This is a genomic window from Marinovum sp. PR37, assembly GCF_028807375.1.
Lineage (GTDB): Bacteria > Pseudomonadota > Alphaproteobacteria > Rhodobacterales > Rhodobacteraceae > Marinovum > Marinovum algicola.
Genome location: NZ_JARAML010000007.1, coordinates 166,093 through 188,188, shown reverse-complemented (window position 1 = coordinate 188,188; position 22,096 = coordinate 166,093). Strand labels below are relative to the sequence as shown.

General features: G+C 64.3%; 20 protein-coding genes. 15 read left to right on the top strand and 5 right to left on the bottom strand.

The window, feature by feature from the left end:
• The first annotated feature begins 1 nt into the window (after nucleotide 1).
• Both PVW49_RS08745 and PVW49_RS08740 read left to right on the top strand, forming a co-directional pair.
• On the top strand, nucleotides 2-742 hold the full coding sequence (locus PVW49_RS08745; RefSeq protein ID WP_274590369.1) for a GntR family transcriptional regulator: 741 nt from the start codon (nucleotides 2-4) through the stop codon (nucleotides 740-742).
• The gene (locus tag PVW49_RS08740) at nucleotides 739-2,250 is read left to right on the top strand and encodes an aldehyde dehydrogenase (NADP(+)) (RefSeq protein WP_274590368.1); all 1,512 of its coding nucleotides are present in this window, start codon (nucleotides 739-741) and stop codon (nucleotides 2,248-2,250) included. The genes PVW49_RS08745 and PVW49_RS08740 overlap by 4 nt, the downstream gene beginning before the upstream one ends.
• A 51-nt stretch (nucleotides 2,251-2,301) precedes the next feature.
• On the opposite strand, the gene PVW49_RS08735 is transcribed toward PVW49_RS08740, so the two are convergent.
• Nucleotides 2,302-3,246: a DUF4432 family protein gene (locus tag PVW49_RS08735; protein WP_274590367.1), complete on the bottom strand. Its 945-nt coding sequence runs from the start codon at nucleotides 3,244-3,246 to the stop codon at nucleotides 2,302-2,304.
• On the bottom strand, nucleotides 3,247-4,791 hold the full coding sequence (locus tag PVW49_RS08730) for a sulfatase family protein (RefSeq protein WP_074837121.1): 1,545 nt from the start codon (nucleotides 4,789-4,791) through the stop codon (nucleotides 3,247-3,249).
• A gap of 89 nt (nucleotides 4,792-4,880) precedes the next feature.
• On the opposite strand from PVW49_RS08730, the gene PVW49_RS08725 reads away from it, so the two are divergent.
• The 13 genes from PVW49_RS08725 (at nucleotide 4,881) to PVW49_RS08665 (ending at nucleotide 19,242) form a co-directional block, all read left to right on the top strand.
• The gene (locus PVW49_RS08725; protein WP_083416052.1) at nucleotides 4,881-5,648 is read left to right on the top strand and encodes a helix-turn-helix domain-containing protein; all 768 of its coding nucleotides are present in this window, start codon (nucleotides 4,881-4,883) and stop codon (nucleotides 5,646-5,648) included.
• Nucleotides 5,649-5,676: 28 nt separating this feature from the next.
• Nucleotides 5,677-6,933 (top strand): ABC transporter substrate-binding protein, encoded by a 1,257-nt coding sequence (locus tag PVW49_RS08720; RefSeq protein ID WP_074837119.1) that lies wholly within the window; start codon nucleotides 5,677-5,679, stop codon nucleotides 6,931-6,933.
• A gap of 80 nt (nucleotides 6,934-7,013) precedes the next feature.
• Nucleotides 7,014-7,907, top strand: a complete 894-nt coding sequence (locus tag PVW49_RS08715; protein ID WP_244526510.1) for a carbohydrate ABC transporter permease — start codon at nucleotides 7,014-7,016, stop codon at nucleotides 7,905-7,907.
• A gap of 4 nt (nucleotides 7,908-7,911) precedes the next feature.
• Entirely contained in the window at nucleotides 7,912-8,736 is an 825-nt protein-coding gene (locus tag PVW49_RS08710) for a carbohydrate ABC transporter permease (RefSeq protein WP_048534995.1), read from the top strand.
• 10 nt (nucleotides 8,737-8,746) lie between these two features.
• Complete coding sequence (locus PVW49_RS08705) at nucleotides 8,747-9,829, top strand: ABC transporter ATP-binding protein (protein WP_048534997.1); 1,083 nt, start codon at nucleotides 8,747-8,749, stop codon at nucleotides 9,827-9,829.
• Between the two features lie 197 nt (nucleotides 9,830-10,026).
• Nucleotides 10,027-10,836: a MarR family transcriptional regulator gene (locus PVW49_RS08700; RefSeq protein ID WP_074837117.1), complete on the top strand. Its 810-nt coding sequence runs from the start codon at nucleotides 10,027-10,029 to the stop codon at nucleotides 10,834-10,836.
• 34 nt (nucleotides 10,837-10,870) lie between these two features.
• Entirely contained in the window at nucleotides 10,871-12,145 is a 1,275-nt protein-coding gene (locus PVW49_RS08695; protein ID WP_274590366.1) for an ABC transporter substrate-binding protein, read from the top strand.
• 65 nt (nucleotides 12,146-12,210) lie between these two features.
• Nucleotides 12,211-13,107 carry a carbohydrate ABC transporter permease gene (locus PVW49_RS08690; protein ID WP_244526508.1) on the top strand — a complete coding sequence of 299 codons (897 nt, stop codon included), beginning with the start codon at nucleotides 12,211-12,213 and terminating at the stop codon, nucleotides 13,105-13,107.
• Nucleotides 13,104-13,934, top strand: a complete 831-nt coding sequence (locus PVW49_RS08685) for a carbohydrate ABC transporter permease (protein WP_074837115.1) — start codon at nucleotides 13,104-13,106, stop codon at nucleotides 13,932-13,934. The genes PVW49_RS08690 and PVW49_RS08685 overlap by 4 nt, the downstream gene beginning before the upstream one ends.
• Before the next feature lie 2 nt (nucleotides 13,935-13,936).
• Complete coding sequence (locus PVW49_RS08680) at nucleotides 13,937-15,427, top strand: sulfatase family protein (protein WP_274590365.1); 1,491 nt, start codon at nucleotides 13,937-13,939, stop codon at nucleotides 15,425-15,427.
• 1 nt (nucleotide 15,428) lies between these two features.
• A complete protein-coding gene (locus tag PVW49_RS08675) occupies nucleotides 15,429-16,433 on the top strand; it encodes an ABC transporter ATP-binding protein (protein WP_074837113.1) in 1,005 nt (334 codons plus the stop codon).
• Nucleotides 16,434-16,507: 74 nt separating this feature from the next.
• Nucleotides 16,508-17,752, top strand: coding sequence for a sulfatase family protein (locus PVW49_RS08670; protein ID WP_274590364.1), 1,245 nt, complete (start codon nucleotides 16,508-16,510; stop codon nucleotides 17,750-17,752).
• A gap of 11 nt (nucleotides 17,753-17,763) precedes the next feature.
• Nucleotides 17,764-19,242 (top strand): sulfatase-like hydrolase/transferase, encoded by a 1,479-nt coding sequence (locus PVW49_RS08665; RefSeq protein ID WP_274590363.1) that lies wholly within the window; start codon nucleotides 17,764-17,766, stop codon nucleotides 19,240-19,242.
• 12 nt (nucleotides 19,243-19,254) lie between these two features.
• On the opposite strand, the gene PVW49_RS08660 is transcribed toward PVW49_RS08665, so the two are convergent.
• The 3 genes from PVW49_RS08660 to PVW49_RS08650 are packed head-to-tail and all read right to left on the bottom strand — an operon-like array spanning nucleotide 19,255 to nucleotide 22,056.
• Nucleotides 19,255-20,103 carry an ABC transporter permease gene (locus PVW49_RS08660; protein ID WP_274590362.1) on the bottom strand — a complete coding sequence of 283 codons (849 nt, stop codon included), beginning with the start codon at nucleotides 20,101-20,103 and terminating at the stop codon, nucleotides 19,255-19,257.
• A 4-nt stretch (nucleotides 20,104-20,107) separates the two neighbouring features.
• Entirely contained in the window at nucleotides 20,108-20,965 is an 858-nt protein-coding gene (locus PVW49_RS08655; RefSeq protein ID WP_274590361.1) for an ABC transporter permease, read from the bottom strand.
• On the bottom strand, nucleotides 20,965-22,056 hold the full coding sequence (locus PVW49_RS08650; RefSeq protein ID WP_274590360.1) for an ABC transporter ATP-binding protein: 1,092 nt from the start codon (nucleotides 22,054-22,056) through the stop codon (nucleotides 20,965-20,967). Before PVW49_RS08650 ends, PVW49_RS08655 begins: the two co-directional genes overlap by 1 nt.
• Nucleotides 22,057-22,096 lie beyond the last annotated feature (40 nt).

Sequence of the window (22,096 nt, the reverse complement as noted above, 5' to 3'; positions counted from 1 at the left end):
CATGAGCAGGAAGGCCGAGATCGCCGATCTGGACACAGGAGAGCTGACGCTGGCGCGGCCGCGCGCCACGCTGGTCGAGGTCGCGGCCGACAAGCTGCGCGAGCTGATCCTGCTCGAGAAGCTGCCGGCCGGTGCGCAGATCTCCGAACGCGATCTGGCCTCGGCGCTCGGGATCAGCCGCACGCCGCTGACCCGCGCGCTGACCATCCTCGAACAGGACGGGCTGATCGAATATTCGGTCACCCGGCGGCCGCAGGTGGCCAATCCGCCGTTCGAGGAAATCGCCCAGAACCTGGTGGTGATGGGCGCGCTCGAGGCGCTGGCGGGCGAGCTGGCTTGCACGCGGATCACCGACGCCGAGATCGCCCGGGTGGCCGGGTATCAACAGCAGATGGAAGCGGGCGAGGGCACGCTTTCGCCGCTCGAGTCCTTTCAGCTCGACATGCAGATGCACGAGGCGATCGTCGCAGCCAGCGGCAATGCGCCGTTGATCGACACCCACCGCAAATACAATGCGCGCCTCTGGCGGGCGCGCTTTCAATCCTCGCAGCGTCGCGCCGGGCGCGATCAGACGCTGGCGGAGCACCGCGCCATCATCGCGGCGCTGTCGCAGCGCGACCCGGTGGCGACCGCCATTGCGCTGCGCCGTCACCTGGCTTCGGCCGTCACAAACATCAGAAACGTATTTCAGGACGCCGGCACCGCCCGGCCGCCCAACCCAGACACGGAGACCCCGGCATGAGCTTTGCCCCGCATGGAAACCACCTGATCGCTGGCGAATGGATCGGCTCGGACCAGACCTTTGCGTCCGACCCGGCACACGGCCCGTCGCATGACTTCAGCCGCGGCACACCGGCGCTGGTCGATCAGGCCTGCGAGGCGGCGGAAGAGGCCTTCTGGCGTTACGGCGCGACAACGCGGGCCGAGCGGGCGGCCTTTCTCAACGCCATCGCCGACGAGATCGAGGCCCGCGCCGAGGCGATCACCGAGATCGGCAGCCGGGAAACCGGCCTGCCGGAAGCGCGGCTCAACGGCGAACGCGGCCGCACCACCGGCCAGCTCCGGCTCTTTGCCGCGCATATCCTGGAGGGCGACTACCTCGACCGCCGCCACGACGCGGCCCTGCCGGAGCGGCAGCCGCTGCCGCGCCCCGATCTGCGCATGGTGCAACGTCCGATCGGCCCGGTCGCGGTCTTTGGCGCCTCGAACTTTCCGCTGGCGTTCTCCACCGCCGGCGGCGACACCGCGGCGGCGCTGGCGGCCGGCTGTCCGGTGGTGGTCAAGGGTCATTCCGCCCATCCCGGCACCGGCGAGATCGTCGCCGAGGCGGTGCAGGCGGCGGCGGAAAAATGTGCCATGCCCCGGGGCGTCTTTTCTTTCATCCAGGGCGGCAAACGCGATGTCGGCCAGCGGCTGGTGCAGCATCCGCTGATCAAGGCGGTGGGCTTTACCGGGTCGCTCGGCGGCGGGCGGGCGCTCTTCGATCTCTGCGCGCAACGGCCCGAGCCGATCCCGTTTTTCGGCGAGCTGGGCTCGGTCAATCCGATGTTCCTGCTGCCCGAGGCGGTCAAGGCGCGGGGCGCGGCCATCGGCGAAGGCTGGGCGGCATCGCTGCTCATGGGCGCGGGCCAGTTCTGCACCAATCCCGGCATTGCCGTGGTGGCCCGGGGCGCCGAAGGCGACGCCTTTGTGCGGGCGGCGGCCGAGGCGCTGAAAGACGCGCCGGCGCAGGTCATGCTGACCGACGGCATTGCGCATGCCTATCGCGACGGCACGGCGCGGCTGGACGGCCGGAACGGGGTGCGCCCGGTGCTCACCACCGACAGCGAGGGCCGCAGGGCGCTGCCCAATCTCTTCGAAGCCGAGGCCAGCGTCTATCTCGGCGATCACGCGCTTGGCGAAGAGGTCTTTGGCCCGCTCGGCCTCGTGGTGCGGGTCGAGGGCGCCGACGAGATGGCGGCGCTGGCGAAAGGGCTCGACGGGCAGCTGACCGTCACACTGCACATGGACGACGGCGACACCGAAGCGGCGCGCCGGCTGATGCCCATCGTGGAGCGCAAGGCCGGGCGGTTGCTGGTCAACGGCTTCCCGACCGGTGTCGAAGTGGCCGATACCATGGTACATGGCGGCCCGTATCCGGCCTCGACCAACTTTGGCGCAACCTCGGTCGGCACCCTGTCGATCCGCCGTTTCCTGCGACCTGTGTGTTACCAGAACATGCCGGAGGCGCTTCTGCCCGCGGATCTCTGAGCCCGGCGCCCTTTCCGCGGCTCCAGGTGCTGGCGGAAAGGGCCGCGACCTTCAGGCGAAGGTCATGGACAGCTGCCCATGCCAATGCGCGCCGGGCCGCAGGGTCGGGCCGGGGCCGCTGGTGCCATCGGCCAGAAGCGCGCAATTGCACGGCTCGAGTGCAAGGATATTTCGGCTGGCGCGGGCATCGCGCCAGGTTTGCAGATAGGGCAGCGAGGCGCCGTCGAATTCGAGCCTGATGTCAAGCCCGGGCCAGTCTGCGCCGGCCGGGCAGATCAACCGGACCTGCGCCGCCGGATCCACCGGGTGGCATTCTGGTGCGCCGGGTGCCGAGGTGATCTCGCTGTCCGCGATTTCGACAATCCGGCGGGCACCCAAAGCAACCGTGCAGCCCGGCTGCACCACGGGAAAGCCGAAATTGAGATGATAGAGGATCATCATCTCGGCCGCCGTGGCCGAGATGTTTTCGATCCGGTCGCTGATCGTCAGACGGGCCGCGCCGATTGGTGCGGTGATCCGGCGGTGCAGGCGGAACACGGCGCCATTGGGTTGGGGCTGGATGATTTCGCCTTCGACGAAAAGCTGCGGTTGCGCGGCGGCCCAATCTTCGCCCACGCCGGTGACACGCACCGGTGACATGGCCAGAGAGCCATGTTGCGCCAGGCCGGCGCGCGGCGCGCGCACGTTTTCCAGCCCGCAGGTCACAAGGAAACCGGTCAAGGCGCGCTCGCGATTTCCCGGCTCGCCCGCCGGATGCTGCCAGCCGACGGGACGGCCACGAAAGTGCAGGCTGCGAATGTCCAGCGTGCCATTTTCCTTGATCTGGAAATCGAGGCCCCCGCCGGTGGAAAAGGCCAGCAGCGGCAGGCCCCGGTCGGGGCCGTCGCGCAGGGCAATTCGCTGCACCGACGCCAGTTGCCGCAGATCGCCCACCAACTCGGACAGGCGATGCCGCGCCGGCCGCAGCAGGCCGGGCAGGGGCGCCGGGCCCGTCATTCAGGCGGCCCTGCGCGCGGATCGCGCGGCGCTGCTGTCATGTTCGGGGACATCGCCGATCTGGGCCATGCGGGCATCAAGCTGCGCCAGCATCTCGTCGAAGACATCGGCATAGTCCGGATCATCCGCCACGTTGACCAGTTCCAGCGGGTCGGTCTCGCAATCGAACAGCTCCCATTCCGGCGGCTCGTCGGGGCCATGGGCGCCGGGCTGGCCGAGATCGGAATTGTACCAGTAGATCAGCTTGTAGCGATGGCTGCGCAGCCCGTAATGCGCCCAGGCGTTGTGATGTTCGTCCTTGTGCATCCAGTAGCGGTGATAGGCGCTGTCGGGCCAATCCTCGGGCGCGTCCCGTTCCAGCACCGGGCGCATCGACCGGCCCTGCATATAGCTCGGCACCGGCAGGCCGGCATAATCGAGGAAGGTGGGGGCGAAATCGACGTTGGTGGCGATCGCCTTGGCCACGCTGCCGGGGGCGATGGCCTTCGGGTAGCGGATGAGGAAGGGCATTTGCAGCGACTCCTCGTACATGAAACGTTTGTCGAACCAGCCGTGTTCGCCAAGAAAGAAGCCCTGATCGGAGGTATAGATGACGATGGTGTTCTCGGCCAAACCCTCTGCGTCCAGCCAGTCGAGCATGCGGGCCACGTTTTCATCGACCGCGTGGATCGTCGCCAGATAGCGTTTCATGTAGCGCTGGTACTTGAACAGGGCGAGCTCCTCTTCCGTCTCGAAGGTGAAGTTCTCGCCACTGTGCCGGTCGATCAGAACCAGCCCGCGCGGATCTTCGGGATGCGGCACACGCCGGTCGACATCGCCGGGGGTGCAGCGTTCGCCCACCTCGGCGCCGCCTTCGGGCTGGATCAGCCCGAGATCGGCGTATTTCAGATCCATCCGCACCCGCATCCGGGCCTCTTTGGCGGCACGGGCGCGATTAACATAATCATCATTATAGGTGACCGGCACCTTGATATCCCGGCCGTCGAACATGTCGCGGTCGCGCGGATGGGGTTCGAAATTGCGATGCGGGGCCTTGTGATGGCACATCAGGAAGAATGGCCGATCCCTGTCGCGCTCTTTCAGCCAGTTCAGGCTCTTGTCGGTAATGATATCGGTGACATAGCCCGGCTCGGTCCGTTCCTCGCCCATTTCGATCATCAGCGGGTCGAAATAATCGCCCTGGCCCGGCAACACCGACCAATAGTCGAAGCCGGTGGGTTCATGCGGCTTGCCTTCGCCCAGATGCCATTTGCCCACCATCGCGGTCTGATACCCCGATTGCGCCAGATGTTTGGCCACGTTCGGCCAGCGGTTGTCGATATGGGTGTCGAGCGTGGTGACGCCGTTCACGTGGTTGTAGGTGCCGGTCAGGATCGCCGCGCGCGACGGCGTGCAGATCGAATTGGTCACGTAGCAATGATCCAGCCGCATCCCCTCATTGGCGATTCGGTCGATGCCGGGGGTCTGGTTGATGCCGTGGCCATAAGCGGAAATCGCCTTGGAGGCATGATCGTCGGACATGATAAAAAGGATATTCGGTCTCACGTGTGGCTCCGTCCCTAAGCGTCTTTCAGGTCAACTGTTGACCGTTTTCTCAAATGTGGTAATAACAAACCCAGATATAGGAATCAAGAATGTCCGGAACATCAAGCAGAGTGATCGCGATCCTGGAGGCCCTGACCGGCCCCGAAGCCGATGGTTTAAGCGCGCAAGAGGTCGTCGAACGCTCGGGGTTGCCGGCCTCGACGGGGTATCGAATCATCACCGAATTGCAGGAGCTGGGCCTTGTGCACCGCAGCGCCAGCCGCAAGATCATGGCCAATTTCAGCTTTCAGCGACGGTTGCATTGCCCCGGGCTCGAGCCGGAAATGCTGGCCGATGCCTGCGCGCTTCTGAGCGACCGGCTGACCGTTGCGGCCGAGGTCGTGGTGCTGAGCGGCCACAACATGCTGTGGCATATCGTGCAGCAGCACCCCGATCAGGCCATCCGCCTGCGGGCCTTTCCGGGCTTCATGCGCGGCGCCTATGAACTCGATTCCATCTCGCGGCTGGCGCTGGCGCATCGGCCGGTCGAGACGCTGGAAAAATCCTGGGACACCGGCGCGTTCTATACCGCCGGGGTGGACCGGCGGTCGCTGGACTGGGCCGAGGCGCGCGCGATGATCGCCGCCGTCGATCCGGCAGAGATGCAATACGACATGATGGGCAACGCCAAGGGCATCCGCCGCTACTGCGTTGCCATCCACGGGCCGGGCGGCGGCATGGTCTGCCTGCTGACCGTCGCCGAAGCGGCGACACCGGTGCGTGACGAGGCGCAGCATGTCGCCAATGTGCGCGGCCATCTGATGGCCCGGAAATCCGCAATCGAAAGCGCGTTCTCGGATCCGGCCAGAACCGGCTGAGACGCAAGTCAATCATAGGGAGGACACCATGAAATTCACCATATCAGCCTTGGCCACCGCAGCGGCCCTGACCGCGCTGCCCGGCTTTGCACAGGAGCTTGTGCTATCCATCGGATCGCGCGGCTACGGACCGGCGGTCGAGCGCAATATCGAACGCTACGCGGCGGAAAACCCCGATGTCAGCATCGAATGGAACAAGGTGTCCGACGTGCCGGGCGAGACCCGCAAGCTTTATGTCACCGGCCTGACCGCCAAGAGCCCGACACCGGATATCTATGCGGTGGATGTGATCTGGGCCGGCGAATTTGCTCAGCGTGGCTGGCTCGAGCCGCTGAACGGGTTGCTCGACGAGGCCACTATCGACGCCTTCAACCCCTCGCTGCTGGCGGCCTCGACCGTCGATGGCGAGGTGCATGCGCTGCCGCTTTACGCCGATGGCATCCATTTCTTCTATCGCACCGACCTGCTGGAAAAATACGGCCTCGACGTGCCGCAGACCTGGGAAGAGGTGCTGGCCGCCTCGCAGACCATCACCGAGGGCGAAGGCAATCCGCAGCTTTACGGTTTTGTCTCGATGTGGGCCAAGATCGAAGGTCTGTTCATGAACTGGCTGGCCTTTGCCAATGGCAATGGCGGCGGCTTCTATGATGCCGAGGGCAATGTCGCGGTGAATTCGCCCGCCAATATCGAGGCGACGCAATTCATGGTCGATCTGCTGCACGAACACCGGATCACCCCGGATTCGATCCTCAACGCCCGCCCCGACGACGCCCGCACCCTGTTCCAGCAGGGCCGCGCCGCCTTCCTCATGGTGCAGGATTTCGTGCACGCGCCGCTGAGCGCCGACAACAGTCCCGTCGCCGGCAAGTTCGACTTCACCCGCGTGCCCTATTTCGAGGGCCACGAGGATGCCAATTCCACCACCATGGGTGGCTGGTTCCTGGGCATCAATCCGAACTCGGACAACAAAGAGGCCGCAGCGGACTTCCTGGCGCATTTCACCGCCCAGGAGCAACAGCTGACCGCCGCGGTCGAAGACAACCGCGCCCCGACCATCCCCGGCATCTATGACAACGACGCGATGAAGGGCAACGCGGTGCTGGCGAAATTCGGCAAGAACTACGATTACGGCGTGGTGCGCCCCTCTGCCGGATCGGGCAGCAAGTATCCCCGCGTGTCGGAGATCATGCAGCTCGAGATCACCAATGCCCTGCACCGGCAGAAAACGGTGGAAGAGGCGCTGAACGACGCGCAGGCGCAGCTTGACGCGCTTCTGTCCGAGTAAGAGCCGGACATTCCCGGCACCTCCTCTCCCGGCGGCGTCCCGTCGCCGGGCAGACCTTTGACACCCCCCACGGTGGACCCATGACAAACATGACTTCCCCGCTCGACAGGCGCAGGCACCTGACGGGCATGGCCTTTATCACCCCGACGATGGCCGTGATCATTGCGATCCTCGTCTATCCGATCCTGCAATCCATCGTTCTGAGCTTTGGCCAGTCCAGTATCGACGGGTCAGAACCCTACAGCTTCGTCGGCCTCAAGCATTACGCCACCCTGGCCGGCAACGAACGGTTCTGGAATTCGCTTTGGGTGACGCTGGTGTTCACCGGTCTGTCGATCCCGCTGGAGCTGGCGATGGGCATCGGGCTGGCGGTGCTGCTGAACGAACATTTCCGCTTCAAGGGCATCGCCCGGCTGGCGGTGCTGTTTCCCTGGGCGCTGCCCACGGCGCTGAACACGCTGATGTGGCGCTGGATGTACAACACCGATTACGGGTTGTTCAATGCCGCCGCCCTGCAAAGCGGGATCGTGGATCGGCCGATCAACTGGCTGGGCGACGAGACCCTGGCCATGGGGTCGATGGTTGTCGTCGCGGTCTGGAAAACCTCCAGTTTCATGGCGCTGATCATCCTCGCCGGGCTGCAATCGATCCCGCGCGAGCTTTATGAAGCGGGCCGCATGGATGGCATGACCCGCTGGCAGGAGTTCCGCGAGATCACCCTGCCGCTGTTGAAAGGGCCGATCCTGGTGGCGCTGATCGTGCGGTCGATGGATGCCCTGCGGACGTTTGAACTGCCCTTCAACCTGACCGACGGCGGCCCGGTGACCGCCACCGAGAGCCTGTCGCTTTACGCCTACAAGGTGATCTTCGACTTCATCGAGTTCAACTACGGCGCCGCCATCGTCGTGGTGCAGTTTCTGGTGATCTTCGCCATGAGCCTGCTCTACATCCTCACCCTGCGGAACAAGGACTGACGCCATGACCAAACGTCCCCGTTTCGGCCTCTATGCGCTGGTGATCCTGTCGGTGGTGATCTCCTTCCTGCCGATCATCTGGCTGGTGCTGACCTCGTTGAAAACGACCGAGGGCATCTATGCCTGGCCGCCGCAGTACCTGCCCGATCCCTTCACGCTCAAGAACTACATCAACATCTTCACCAATTCGCCGGAGCTTCTGCTCTACGTGCTGAACTCCTTCATCGTGGCGCTCGGCTGCACCGTGGTGGCGCTGAGCTTCGGCGGCATGGCGGGCTATGCGCTGTCGCGGCTGGGGATGCGGCGCGCGGGTGTGCTGATGGTCTTCATCCTCGCGGTGTCGATGTTCCCACCGGTGTCGCTGCTGCCGTCGCTGTTCCAGACCTTCCTGAACCTCGGGCTGCTCAACACCTACACCGGGCTGATCATCGCCCACACCGGGTTGTTCCTGCCCTTCACAGTCTGGATGCTGGCCAGCTATTTCGCCACGCTGCCGCCCGAAATCGAAGAGGCCGCGCGGATGGACGGCATGGGCTTCTTCCGCATCTTCTGGTCGATCGTGATCCCGCTGTCCTGGCCCGGCTTCGTGGCGACCGGGCTGATCGTCTTCATCTTCTCGTGGAACGAATTTCCGCTGGCGCTGGTGCTGATGACCCAGAACGCGATGCGCACCGCGCCGGTGGGCATCTCGCTCTACCCCGGCGAATACGCCTTTCCGTGGGAGACGATCTCGACCGCGACGGTGATCGCCATCGTGCCGATCCTGATCATCACCGCCATCTTCCAGAAACAGATCGTCGGCGGGCTGACCGCTGGCGCAGGCAAGTGAGACCCTGACAATGACCGAAGTGAAACTGGACCGTATCGGCAAATCCTATGGCAGCGTCGAGGCCGTGCAACAATTCGACCTGACAATCCGCGAGGGAGAGTTCCTGGTCCTGCTGGGGCCCTCGGGCTGCGGCAAATCCACGACGCTAAGGATGATCGCCGGGCTGGAAAGCATTACGAAGGGCGATCTGATGATCGGCGGCACGCGGATGAACGATGTCGATCCCAAGGATCGCGGCGTGGCGATGGTGTTCCAGAACTACGCGCTCTATCCGCACAAGACGGTGTTCGACAACATGGCCATGGCGCTGAAGCTGCAAAAGGTGCCGGCGGCCGAGATTCAGGACCGCGTGGGCCGCACCGCCGAGCTTCTGGGCCTGACCGACTACCTGCACCGCAAGCCCGCCGCGCTTTCGGGTGGCCAGCGCCAGCGGGTGGCCATCGGCCGCGCCATCGTGCGCACACCCGATGTCTTCCTGTTCGACGAGCCGCTGTCGAACCTCGATGCCAAGCTGCGCGTCAAGATGCGGATGGAATTGCAGGAGCTGCACGACCGCCTGGGCGCGACCTCGGTTTATGTCACCCACGACCAGGTGGAGGCGATGACCCTGGCCGACCGGATCGTCATCATGAACGGCGGCGTGGTGGCACAGGTCGGCACCCCGCGCGAGGTCTATGATCGCCCGGCGGATGAATTCGTCGCCGGCTTCATCGGCAGCCCGGCAATGAACTTCCTCGATCTGATGCGCGACGACACCGGGCGCTGGATCACCGAATGCGGCAGCCTCGTCCTGCCGTCCCTGCCGGTCGATGCCGGCGCCCGTCGACAGGTCAGGCTCGGCGTGCGGCCGGAACATATCGCCGTGACCGCCGGCGGCCAGCCGCAGGGCGATCTGGACTATCAGGCCGAAGTTCTGCTTGACGAGCTGCTGGGTGCCGATGCGCTGCTCAGCCTCGGTGTGGGCAAGGCGCGGCTTCTGGCGCGGGTCGGCGGCACCGATCACCCGGTGCAGGGCGATCGGGTGGCCATCGCGCTGACGGCAGCACAATTGCACGTCTTTGATGCCGACACCGGTGTCGCCCTTCGCGACTGACCGAAAGGGCCCGCGTCCGCGGCTTTGACCTCAAGAGCCCCCGCATCGAATGGCCGATGGGGGGGCTTTTTTTCGCGTGGGCCGCTGCCGCCGCATCCTGTTCCGGCCGGACGAGGATTGACAACAGGAGCAGGATTCGTCATAAGTCATATAAATTTCATTATTGGAATACAGAATTCCAAATAGGAAATAACGAGATGAATCCGACTGAACGAACCTTGCAAGTACTGGAGTACATCATGGCTGCGGGTCCGGGACCTTTGAAGCAGGTCGACATCGCCCGCGACTGCGGGCTGTCGCCGGCGACGCTCAATCGGATCATCAAGTCGCTGTCGGATTGGGGCTATCTGTTCCGGACCAGTGAAAAGTTCTGCGTCCGCAACTTTCGGCTCGACCGCAACGTGCCGATGTCGGAGACCTACCTTGCCAAGCTCGACGAAACGATGCGCGCGCTTTCGGAAAAGCTTGGCGTCTCGGCCGAGGTCGTGGTGGTCGCCGGGCACGAGCTGCTCTGGCATTCCAAGACCGACCACCCCGATCCCGAGGTGATGATCCGTGCCAACGTCGGCTTCCGCCGGTCGCTTTACGAGCTTGACGTGCTCTCCAAACTCTATCTCAGCCGGCTCGACTGGGACGAAGTCGAGGCGCGTTTTTATACCGACGGCTTCTTCGAGACCCAGTACACGCCCGGCCAGGCCACGTCCTGGCTCCAAGTGGCGACGGTGCGGCAGGCGCTCGAAGACATGCGCAATGACGCCTTTGCCGCCGATCAAGTCGGCAACCACGTCGGCATCCGCCGCTTTGCCACAGTGATCGAGGATCCCGAGGGCACTTTTCTGCATCTGCTCGCGCTGGCCGAACCGGCCGAGCGCGCCAATGGGGACGAAGACACCTATCGCGCCGCGCTGCTCGAGGCGCGGGACGAGTTGGCCGAGCTGGTCTCGGCCGAGAGCGCCGCGAACCGGTTGCGGCCGAAACATCAATCCATGCCGCTCCGAGGAGGATAACGGAGGCGGTGCAACTGACCCTTTGGGAGGACACATGAAACACCTTTGCACAACAGCTTTGGTGGCCAGTTTCGCTATGGCCGCCCCCTTTGCGCCCACTGCGGCAGACGCCGAAGAGATCAATGTCGTCATGTTCGGCATGCCCTACACCAACGGGCTGCGCAAACTGGCCGACGATTTCGAGGCCGAGACCGGCATCAAGGCCAATATCGACGTGATCGGCCAGGACGTCTTCGAGAACCGCATCACCCTGTCCTTTACCGGCGGCACCGGCGATATCGACGTTGTTCATGCGCCGGTCATCCAGGTGCAACGCTGGGTTGCGGCCAACTGGCTCAAGCCGATCACCGCCGAAGTCGCCGCCATGGCGGTCAAGGACGACATCCTGAAAGGCCCGCTCGACGCCTACAAGATCAATGGCGAGCAATATGCGGTGCCCTTCATGGCGGCCACCGGGCTGATGACCTATCGCCAGGACGTGCTGGAAGCGGCGGGCGTCGGCGTGCCCGAGACCTGGGCCGAAATGCTGGAGATCGCGCCGCAGGTCACCAATGACGACCGCGCGGCCATCGCGCTGCGCGCGGTGCCCGGCCAAGGCTTCAACATGTTTATCTTTCCGATGATCATGCGCGCCTATGGCGGCAAGTTCTTTGCCGATTACACCGGCGGCGACCTGACACCGGCTATCAATTCGCCCGAGACCCTGGAGGCCCTCAAGGTCTATATCGAGTTGATCAACGACTACGCCCCGCAGGGGGCCGGCAATTTCAATTTTGCCGAGGTCAATGCGGCGGCGCAGAACGGCCAGGTGGTTTTTACCGTCGAGGGCACCGGCGTCGTCACCCAGATCGTCGACCCGGATAAGAGCAAGTTCGCCGATGTCACTGGCATCGCCCTGCCGCCGGGTGGCCCGGCCGGCCGATCGCCCGCCATTGCGGTGCATGGCCTCGCCATCCCGAGCTCGGCCGAAAACCCCGAAGCCTCGGCCCGGTTCATCGAATGGGCGGTCAGCCCCGAGACGATGACCAAGATCGCGCTGGCCGAGCCGTTTTCGAACTTCACCACCGGTTCGGTCGCGCAGAACGCCGAAGTGATCGCGAAATACGACGCCGTTCACCCCGATTTCCTGCGCATGCAGGGCGAGGCGCTGAACCTTGCCATCGGCCATTACCGCCCGCTACTGCCCGATTGGCCGTCGCTGGGGGCCGCCATCGGTGAAAACATCAACGCCGCGGTCAACGGGCTTATGTCGCCCGAGGATGCGCTGGCGGCGGCGGAACAGGAAATGAAGGACATCCTGGGCCAATGACGATCCTTCAGGCTCCGGACCGGCGGGATCATCCCGCCGGTCGCTCTCTCGCAAGAAAGCGCTCCATGACACAGGCCACCTCAAAAAGGCGCGGCGCCACCTACGAGCTGGAACGCGGCTATCGCCGGATGATCATCCCCGCGATCCTCGCTGTTGCGATCTTTGCCATCGTGCCGCTGGCCGGCATGCTGGCGCTGTCGTTCAGCGACTACCACCTGATCCGCGGCTCCAAAGGCGAGTTCGGCTTTCACAACTTCGCCCGCCTGCTCAGCGATCAGCGGCTGGTCAATTCGATCTACGTGATGTCTGTCCTGTCGATCTTCGGCGTCGCCGCGCAGGTCGTCATCGGCACCGCCGTAGCCGTCGGCCTGCAAAAGATCGTCGGCAAGTGGCGGCTGGGCCGGGTGCTTTTTCTGGTGCCCTACGCCGTACCGCATGTCGCCGTGGCGCTGATCTGGCTGTCGCTCTTCACCCCCACCTTGTCGCCGATCAACGCCTTCTTCGATCTCTTCGGCTTCACCGTGCCGACCTTTCTGACCACCCAGAACGGCGCCATGTTCGCGATCATCGTGGCCGACACCTGGACCAACTTTCCCTTCGCCATGCTGATCATCCTGGCCGCGCTTCAGGGCATCTCGACGGATCTCGACGAGGCCGCCGCGATCGACGGGGCTTCTCGGGTCAAGACCTTCATCTTCATCACCCTGCCGCTGCTGATGCCGGCACTGCTGATGGTCACGCTGTTCCGCTTCATCGACTCGCTCAAGCATTTTCCGATGATCTTCGTTATCACCAAGGGCGGGCCGGGCCGGTCGACACAGGCCACCAACTTCTATGCCTATGTGCAGACCTTCCAGAACTCGAACGTCGCTTATGGCGCGGCAATCGCGGTGCTTTTGTTCCTGATGGCGGCGCTGATCAGCTTCTACGTCGCACGTCTCAACCAGAGGGTTTCGCAATGATCGACAACAGCCCTGAATTCCGCATCAAAAAGGCCATAGGAACCACCGTGATGCTGCTGCTGGTGACCTTTGCGGCGCTGCCCACGCTCTGGGCGCTGCTGCTGGCCTTTCGCGCCCCCGACGCGGTATTCGAGCCGATCTGGGAAAGCCCGCTGAAGCTCACCTTCGACAACTTCTTCAACATCACCCGGTCTGATTTCCCCAAGGCGCTGATGAACTCCTTCATCACCGCGGGCCTCTCCACCGTCTTTGCGATGCTGGTGGGCGTGCCGGCCGGGTTTGCCCTGGCCAAGAGCCGGGTCTCGGGCAAATTCATCGCGTCCTGGATCCTGCTCCTGCTGCGCATGGCGCCGCCGGTGGGCTTTGTGATCCCGCTGTTCCTGCTTTATGTCAACGCAGGGCTGATCGACACCTACGCCGGGCTGGTCTTTGCCTATATGACCCTGACCCTGCCGCTTGTCACATGGTCGATGTGGAATTCCTTTTCGCAGGTGCCGGACGAGCTGATCGAAGCGGCGATCATGGATGATGCCTCGCTGACCAAGGCCTTTCTGCTGATCGCCCTGCCCGCCGCACGGCCCGGGGCTGTGGCGGCGGCGATCCTGGCCTTCCTGGTGGCCTGGAACGACTTCTTCTATTCGCTGATCATCACCCGCTCCGACACCACGACGGCGCCGGTGGCGGTGATGAACTTCATCTCCTTCGACTCTGTCGACTGGGCCTCGATCGCCGTGGCCAGCATCGCGCTGACCCTGCCGATCCTGCCACTGATGGCAATTGCCAATCGCTATATCGTCCAGTCGCTCTCGGGCGCGGTGAAGGGCTGAGCATGACCAAGAGACCCAATATCGTCTTCATCATCACCGACCAGCAGCGCTACGACACCATCGCGGCGCTGGGCTTCGACCACATGATCACCCCCAACCTGGACCGGCTTGTCAAACGCGGTACGGCGTTTGAGAACATGTACATTACCTCGCCTTCCTGCGCGCCGTCGCGGGCCTCGCTCTTCACCGGCACCTATCCGCATACCAACGGCGTGTTCCGCAATGACGAGCCCTGGCAATATTGCTGGGTCAAGGATCTGGCCGAGGCGGGCTATCGCACGGTGAACGTGGGCAAGATGCATACCATGCCGGTCGAAGGCGCTTTCGGCTTTCACGAGCGCCACGTCACCGAGAACAAGGATCGCGACCATCCCAACCTGCCGTTCTACCTCGACAATTGGGACAAGGCGTTTTTTCTGCGCGGGCTGGAGAAACCCTCGCGCGTTACCAAGCGGCGCGACAACGGCTATGGCGACAAGCTGGGCGCCTGGGCCTGGCAATTGGACGAATGCCTGCACCCGGATGTCTTTACCGGCCAAATGGCCAAATGGTGGCTCGACCGCTACACCGGCGAGGGCCCCTTCTTCCTGCAAGTGGGCCTTCCCGGTCCGCATCCGCCCTACGATCCCACACAGGGCTACCTCGACATGTACGAGAACCGCGACCTGCCCGAGGTCATCCCGCCCGACCCCGAGGCACAACCGAAAGCCATGCAGGGCCTGCGCGATTTCATGCTGGGCGAGGATGCGGACGGCGTGGTTCACCTGCCCGACCCTAGCCCCGAGCAATCCCGCCGTCAGCGCGCGCATTATTACGCCAATGTCACCATGATCGACACCCAAGTGGGCGAGATCATCGAGACTCTGGAGGCGCGGGGCGTGCTGGACGACACGATCATCGTCTTCACGTCGGATCACGGTGACGCGCTTGGCGATCATGGCCATTCGCAGAAATGGAACATGTACCAATCCACCGTTCGGGTCCCCGCGCTGGTTGCCGGGCCGGGCATCCCTGCCGGCAGGCGGGTCACTGACAATGTTTCGCTGTTTGATTTCGGCCCGACCATTCTGGACTGGGCCGGCGTGCAGGTTCCAGGCTGGATGGAGGCATCCTCCCTAATCCCCTATTTCGGCAAGGAACCTGCACCAGGACGCAATCGGGTGTTTGCCGAACACTCCAACGACGCGCTGCTCAGCGGCACCCGCATGATGACCATGGTGCTCGAGGGCCGGATGAAGCTGGTGCATTTCGTCGACGCCGACGAAGGTATGCTGTTCGATCTCGACGCCGATCCGAGGGAACAGGTCAACCTGTGGGATGCGCCCGAACACCGGGCGACCCGCGACCGGCTGATCCACGAGATCCTGCTCTGGCGTTCCGATAGCGCCCTTAAATCTCAGGGTTTTATCGAAGCCTGCGTGCGTGGCGCGCAATCAATGATGTCTCCGCCGCTTCATATGGCGCGCGGACAACACCGGGAAGGGAGCCGCTGATATGGGCCGCATTCACCTGAAAGACGTGCGCAAGGACTTTGGCGAGATGACCGTCATTCCGCCGCTCAACCTCGAAATCGATGATGGCGAATTTGTCGTTTTTGTCGGCCCGTCAGGCTGCGGGAAATCCACCCTTCTGCGGCTGATCGCCGGGCTCGAGAACACCACTTCGGGCGCCATCGAGATCGACGGCAAGGATGCCACCGACCTGCCGCCGGGCAAGCGCGGGCTGGCCATGGTGTTCCAGTCCTACGCGCTTTATCCGCATCTCAGCGTGGCGCAGAATATCGCCTTTCCGATGCGCATGGCCGGTCTCGACAAGGCCGAACAGGCGCGGCGGATCGACAATGCCGCCCGGGTGCTGAACCTGACCGACTATCTCGACCGCAAGCCCGGTCAGCTGTCGGGCGGCCAGCGCCAGCGCGTCGCCATCGGCCGGGCCATCGTGCGCGAGCCTTCGGCCTTCCTGTTCGATGAGCCGTTGTCGAACCTCGATGCGGCACTGCGGGTGGGGATGCGGCTCGAGATCTCGGAACTGCACAAGCGGCTCGACACCACGATGATCTATGTCACCCACGATCAGGTCGAGGCGATGACCATGGCCGACAAGATCGTGGTGCTCAACAAGGGCCGGATCGAACAGGTCGGCTCGCCGCTCGAGCTCTATGACAACCCGCGCAACCTCTTTGTGGCCAAATTCATCGGCTCGCCGATGATGAACATCATCGAGGGCGAAGCGGCCAGCACCCAGGGCGCCGCGGCGCTGGGAGTCCGGCCCGAGCATGTCACCCTGTCGCCCGACCAAGGACTCTGGCAGGGCACGGTGGGCGTTTCGGAGCATCTTGGCAGCGACACCTTCATCCGCGTCGATGTTGATGGCGTGCCCGAAACGATGACTGTGCGCGCGCCGGGCAAGGTGCGGCTCAATTACCGCGACCGCGTCTTTGTCACTCCGCAAGAGGCCAGCATGCACCGCTTCGATGCGGAGGGTCTACGCGTCAGCTGACCCTTTACCGGCCGGGGGCAACGCCATGCGCCTCCGGCCTCGTCGCCCGCCCCGAGTGAACAAGGAGTGCACCCGTGACCTGCCCGACCCGGCACAACATCCTGTGGATTGTCTTCGACAGCCTGAGCGAAACCGCCTGCGCCGGCCTGCCGACGCTGTCGGCCTTTCGCGACAGCAGCCTGCATTTCGCCCGCGCCTATGCCCCCTCACCCGAGGCCGGCCCGGCACGCGCCAGCCTATTCACCGGGCTCGACATGGCGGCACATGGGGTCTGGACCGAGGGCGTCGCCCTGCCCGGGCGCGAAACCACGGTGGCGCAGCGGATGGCCGATGGCGGCATGCGCACCTGGCTTGTCGGACGGCGCCAGCTTGCCGGCGCCTCGCATTGGACGACGGAACATGCCCGGCCCTTCGAATATGCGCAATTCGATTGGGCGCACGGGCCGTTGCACCGCTCGCGCCAGAACGCCTATCTGGCCTGGCTCGAGGCACGGGCGCCAGAGGCCTATCAAGAGATTTTCCCGGCCCAGCCCGATCCTGACGCGACCGAAATCTCCGATCGGCAGCGCCATGCTCTGGCGGCGCTGCCCGAGGCGCTCGGATTCAACAGCTGGGTTGGCGCGCGAGTGTGCGCACAGCTCTCGCAGCCCGCGGGCGGGGCGAATTTCTTCGGGGTCGCGGGCCTGGTGGTGGGCGAGACCCAGGGTGGCGCGCCGAATCCGCATATTCCCTGCGAGACCGTCGATGCCGGCGCAATGCGCCAGGCCGATGCCGCCTTGGCGGCAATGCTTGAAAGGTTGGACAGCACCGGGCTGGCAGAGCGCACCGCCGTTGTCGTGACCGCTGCGCGCGGCGCGCTTGCCACGTCTCGCGGTCCGATGCAGGACAGCGCACTGCATGTGCCGCTGATGATCCGTATGCCCGGTCGCGCCTCGCGCCGCACCGAAGCTATGGTCTCGACCATTGACGTGGCGCCAACGCTTTATGCCTTGGCCGATATGCCGCCTCCGCGCCGCATTCAGGGCCGTTCGCTGCTGGACGGAACGCCGCGGGATTGGGCCCTGTCGCGGCTATGCAGCCCAGATCACCGCTGGCAGACCGCGCTTTGCATGGACCGGTGGAAGCTGGTGGTGACCCATGGCGCCAATGGCCGCGCGGCGCATGACAGCCTGTTCGACCTGACCGAAGACCCGGGCGAGGCCAGCAACCTGGCCGCCGACCCGGCGCATCAGGACCGGCTCGAGCAGATGGTCGACCGAATGATCGACGCCCGCGTCGCACTCGAAGATCGCACCGAGCCCCGCATCGCAAAATTCTGAAAGCGCCCCGGATGCCCGATACCCGCCCCAACATCCTATTCATCTGCACCGATCAGCAGCGCGGCGACAGCCTCGGTTGCACCGGCGCCGGTTGGGCCGTGAGCCCCAACCTCGACGCGCTGGCCGCCGAGGGCGCGCTGTTTCGCAATTGCTACGTCCAGAACCCGGTGTGCAGCCCGTCACGTGCGTCGCTCTTCACCGGGAAATATGTCGCCAATCACGGGCTGTATGCCAATGGCGTCCCGCTGCCCGAAGATCAGCGGATGTTCACCAAGACCCTTTCCGAGGCCGGGTATGACTGCGGCATGATTGGCAAGCAGCATCTGGCCCCCTGCGACACCTGGCGGACCGAGCCGCGCTGCGACGATGGCTACCGCGTCTTCGAATGGGCGCATGGCCCCAATCACCGGGCGCTGGAGAACGACTATCACCGCTGGCTGCGCAAGACCCACCCCGCGATTTTCGCCCGGGTCTTTCCCGACCGGGGTGCCAACGAGGACACCGAATACAGCAACCAGTCCCGCACCGGCACGCCGATCGATCATGTGCCGAAAGAGGCGCATTTTTCGCACTGGGTTGCTGAACGCGCGATAGATTTCATCTCACACCCGCGCGCGGATGCGCCGTTCTTCCTGATGGCCAATTTCTTCGATCCGCATCATTCCTTTGGCGCGCCGCAGGAATTTCGTGACATGATCGACGCCGACGCCATTGCGCCGATCACCACCAAGCCCGGCGAGCTTGACGAAAAACCGGCGCCGCACCGCGCATATTCCGAAAAGAGCTATAGTGGAACAGCGCCGGGGTTTCAGGAGTATACCGCGGAGCAGATCAAGGAAATCCGCGCGCAATACTGGGCGATGATTGCGCTGATCGATCATGAGGTCGGACGCATTCTGGCAGCGCTGGAAGTTGCCGGCATGGCCGAGAACACGCTTGTTGTCTTTTCGTCGGATCATGGCGAGATGCTGGGCAATCACCAGCAGCTTCTGAAAGGCCCCCAGCTTTACGACGATCTGACCCGCGTGCCGCTGATCGCTCGCTGGCCGCGCGAGATCGCGCCGGGCGCCGAAGTGTCCGAGCTGGTGCAATGGATCGATCTGCCCGCCACCTTTCTGGCGGCTTCGGGCTGCGCGCCGGCCGCGGGAGGGCAAGGCGCCTCGCTGCTGCCGCTGGCGCGGGGGCAGGCGGTGGATTGGCGGTCCTGGGCGCTTTGCGAATACCGCTATTCCGGCTTTGCCACCGATCCGCTGATCATGACTACCATGCTGCGCCACGGCGACTGGAAGCTGATCGTCTGGCATGGCGAACCGGCCTGCGGCACCACGCGGGACGGCGAGCTTTACAACCTGGCCGAGGATCCGGGCGAACTCGACAATCTCTATCACCGCCCGGAGCACGCCGGCCAGCGACGGCGGATGAAGGCGCTGCTGCGCGACGCGATGGCCGAAGCCGAAGACCGGTCCGCCCCGCGCGCCCGGCCCTGGTAGGGACGGGCCGGCTCAGCGCCGCTGAAACAGGATCACCAGCAGCGCCAGCAGCGACGAGCCCAGCATCAGGAGCAGAGAGACCGCATTCAGAAGCGGCGTCGAGCCTTCCTTGAGCCGGTCGAACATGGCGATGGTCAGCGGCGCATCCGAGCCCACCAGCATCAGCGTGGTGTTGAAATTCTCGAAGCTCATCAGAAAGGCCACCACCACGGCGCCGATCATCGCCGGCATCAGAAAGGGAAGAGTGATCGTGCGCACCGCCACCAGCCGCGTCGCGCCCAGGTTCAGTGCCGCCTCTTCCAGCGTGCGGTCGAACTTCTGCAACCGCGCGGTGATCACCAGCGTGGCGATCGTGGTGATGAAGGAGAACTGGCCCAGGATCACCAGCAACAACCCGGGCCGCAACGCCTGAATATCGATCTGCGCCAGATCCCAGATGCCATTGGCCAGCGTCGAGGAAAAGACCAGGATCGAGATCCCCAGCACGATGCCCGGAATGACCAGCGGCAGCAGCATCAGCACATAAAGCAGCCCCTTGCCGCGAAAGTCGTAGCGGTTGAAGAGAAAGGCGTTGGTGGTGCCGACGCTGACCGACAGCACCGCCACGCAGAGCGCCACGAAGGCCGAGGTGCCCACCGCGCGCAGGATGCCGCGTTCGTGGAACACGCCGATCTGCGGGCGGTCCTCGCCGAAGAACCAGTTCCAGGTGAAGCCCTCCCAGGGCAGCGAGGGGAATTGGCTGTCGTTGAAGGCGAAGACCGCAACCACCGTCAGCGGCAGTGCCAGATAAAGGAAGAACGCCAGCACATAGCTGCCATAGATCAGCCGGAAGGCGCGCGAGCGGGGAATGGTGGGGATCATGCGGTCATCCCATCGTCTCTTGAAGGGTCCGGCCTGTCAGCCGCAGCATGCCCCAGACGATCCCCGAGGACAGCACCAGCAACATGAAGCCGAAGGCGGCGCCCAGCTCCCAGTTCGAGCGCACGATGAACTGGTTGTAGATCATCTCGGTGAACCACAGGCTGTCCTTGCCACCGAGCATGGTGGGCGTCAGGTAGTTGCCCAAGCTGAGCATGAAAACCACGATGCAGCCCGAGACGATGCCCGGCATGGCATGGGGAATGATGATCTCGCGCAAGACCGACAGTCCGTTGCCGCCGAGATCATAGCCCGCCTCGACCACACTGTCGTCGAGGCTTTCCAGCGTGGTCACCAAAGGCACCACCATGAAGAGCATCGAGGTATAGACCAGCCCCACCATCATCGCCGCATCGTTATAGAGCATCTCGACCGGCTGGTCGGCCAGCCCCGTCCATTGCAGCAGGTTCGAGATCAGCCCGGTCTCGCGCAGCAGGATCATCCAGCCGAAGGTGCGCACCAGCTCCGAGACGTAGAACGGGATGAGGCAGAGCATGAAGAGCACCTGCTGCAAGCGCCCGCGCGCCATCTTGGCGATGTAATAGGCCACCGGAAAGGCGATCAGCAGGGTGATCGCCGTCGCCAGCACCGACATGACGGCGGTGCGCCAGAAGGTGCGCAGGTAAAGCGGCTCGGTCAGCGCCTTCTGGTATTGCAGCAGGCTGGTCTCGTAGACGCCAAAGCTGATGCGCTCGCGCAGCGAGATCAGAGCCATGTCGATATGCGGAATCAGGATCAGCAGCCCGAGCCAGAGAAGCAGCGGGGTCAGCAGCAGGATGAACGCGATGCGGGATTGGGCACGCATCAGCCCTGCCCCCCGAAACAGCTGGCCTGCGCCGCCCCCCAGCCGATATGCACCGTGTCGCCCCGTTGCAGGTTGGCGAATTCGCCCGATTGCGGCAGGGTCACTTCCAGCGTCTCGCCAGCCTCGTCCACGACCAGCACGCGCGAGGCGGCGCCGTTGAACAGGATACTGGTCACGCTGCCCTGCAAATGGTTGTCGACATCCGAAAGCGCGCCGGCGCTGCCCGCCAGCCGGATCGATTCCGGGCGAACGAAAATCTCTGCCCGGTCGCCTGCGGCCAACCCGCCGGCGGTCGTGGCACGAATGGCAAGGCCGGTCTCGGTGCGCAGTTGCAGCACGTCGCCCTCGGCCCGCTCGATGCGGCCCTTCCAGCGGTTGGCCTCGCCGATGAAACCCGCCACAAACGGCGTTTCGGGGCGGTAATAAAGGTCCTGCCCGGTGCCGACCTGTTCGAACCGGCCGGCATTCATCACCGCGATCTGGTCGGACATCACCAGCGCCTCGGACTGGTCGTGGGTGATATAGACGAAGGTGGTGTCAAACGCCGCCTGAAGCGCCTTCAGCTCGACCTTCATGTGCTCGCGCAGCTTCAGATCCAGCGCCCCCAGAGGCTCGTCCAGCAAGAGCACATCCGGCTCGAGCACCATGCAGCGCGCGATGGCGACGCGCTGTTTCTGGCCGCCCGACAGCTCGTCGACCTTGCGGGCGCCGATCCCCGGCAGGCCGATCCGCTCCAGCGCCGCGTCGACCTTGCGGGCGATCTGGTCCTTCGGCATCTTCTGCCGCCGGAGGCCATAGCCGATGTTCTCGGCGATGGTCATCATCGGGAACAGCGCCAGATGCTGGAACACCATGTTCACCGGCCGCTTGTTGGGCGGGGTGTCAAGCACCGAACGGCCCTTGATCCTGATGTCGCCCGAGGTCGGATCGAGGAAGCCGGCGATCATCCGCATGATCGTTGTCTTGCCACAGCCCGACGGCCCGAGGATCGAGAAAAAGCTCCCCGGCGGCACCGAGAAGGAGACATTGTCGACGGCCGTCGTCTCGTCGAACCGTTTCACGAGATCGACACATGCGAGATCAGGGGTCATTGCGGGGTCCGGTCTTGTGGCGGCACCCGAGGACCGGGTG

Coding starts and splice junctions, on each gene's coding strand:
- PVW49_RS08745 (WP_274590369.1), top strand. CDS start 2: ATGAGCAGGAAGGCCGAGATCGCCGATCTGGACACAGGAGAGCTGACG.
- PVW49_RS08740 (WP_274590368.1), top strand. CDS start 739: ATGAGCTTTGCCCCGCATGGAAACCACCTGATCGCTGGCGAATGGATC.
- PVW49_RS08735 (WP_274590367.1), bottom strand. CDS start 3,246: ATGACGGGCCCGGCGCCCCTGCCCGGCCTGCTGCGGCCGGCGCGGCAT.
- PVW49_RS08725 (WP_083416052.1), top strand. CDS start 4,881: ATGTCCGGAACATCAAGCAGAGTGATCGCGATCCTGGAGGCCCTGACC.
- PVW49_RS08720 (WP_074837119.1), top strand. CDS start 5,677: ATGAAATTCACCATATCAGCCTTGGCCACCGCAGCGGCCCTGACCGCG.
- PVW49_RS08715 (WP_244526510.1), top strand. CDS start 7,014: ATGACAAACATGACTTCCCCGCTCGACAGGCGCAGGCACCTGACGGGC.
- PVW49_RS08710 (WP_048534995.1), top strand. CDS start 7,912: ATGACCAAACGTCCCCGTTTCGGCCTCTATGCGCTGGTGATCCTGTCG.
- PVW49_RS08705 (WP_048534997.1), top strand. CDS start 8,747: ATGACCGAAGTGAAACTGGACCGTATCGGCAAATCCTATGGCAGCGTC.
- PVW49_RS08700 (WP_074837117.1), top strand. CDS start 10,027: ATGAATCCGACTGAACGAACCTTGCAAGTACTGGAGTACATCATGGCT.
- PVW49_RS08695 (WP_274590366.1), top strand. CDS start 10,871: ATGAAACACCTTTGCACAACAGCTTTGGTGGCCAGTTTCGCTATGGCC.
- PVW49_RS08690 (WP_244526508.1), top strand. CDS start 12,211: ATGACACAGGCCACCTCAAAAAGGCGCGGCGCCACCTACGAGCTGGAA.
- PVW49_RS08685 (WP_074837115.1), top strand. CDS start 13,104: ATGATCGACAACAGCCCTGAATTCCGCATCAAAAAGGCCATAGGAACC.
- PVW49_RS08680 (WP_274590365.1), top strand. CDS start 13,937: ATGACCAAGAGACCCAATATCGTCTTCATCATCACCGACCAGCAGCGC.
- PVW49_RS08675 (WP_074837113.1), top strand. CDS start 15,429: ATGGGCCGCATTCACCTGAAAGACGTGCGCAAGGACTTTGGCGAGATG.
- PVW49_RS08665 (WP_274590363.1), top strand. CDS start 17,764: ATGCCCGATACCCGCCCCAACATCCTATTCATCTGCACCGATCAGCAG.
- PVW49_RS08660 (WP_274590362.1), bottom strand. CDS start 20,103: ATGATCCCCACCATTCCCCGCTCGCGCGCCTTCCGGCTGATCTATGGC.
- PVW49_RS08655 (WP_274590361.1), bottom strand. CDS start 20,965: ATGCGTGCCCAATCCCGCATCGCGTTCATCCTGCTGCTGACCCCGCTG.
- PVW49_RS08650 (WP_274590360.1), bottom strand. CDS start 22,056: ATGACCCCTGATCTCGCATGTGTCGATCTCGTGAAACGGTTCGACGAG.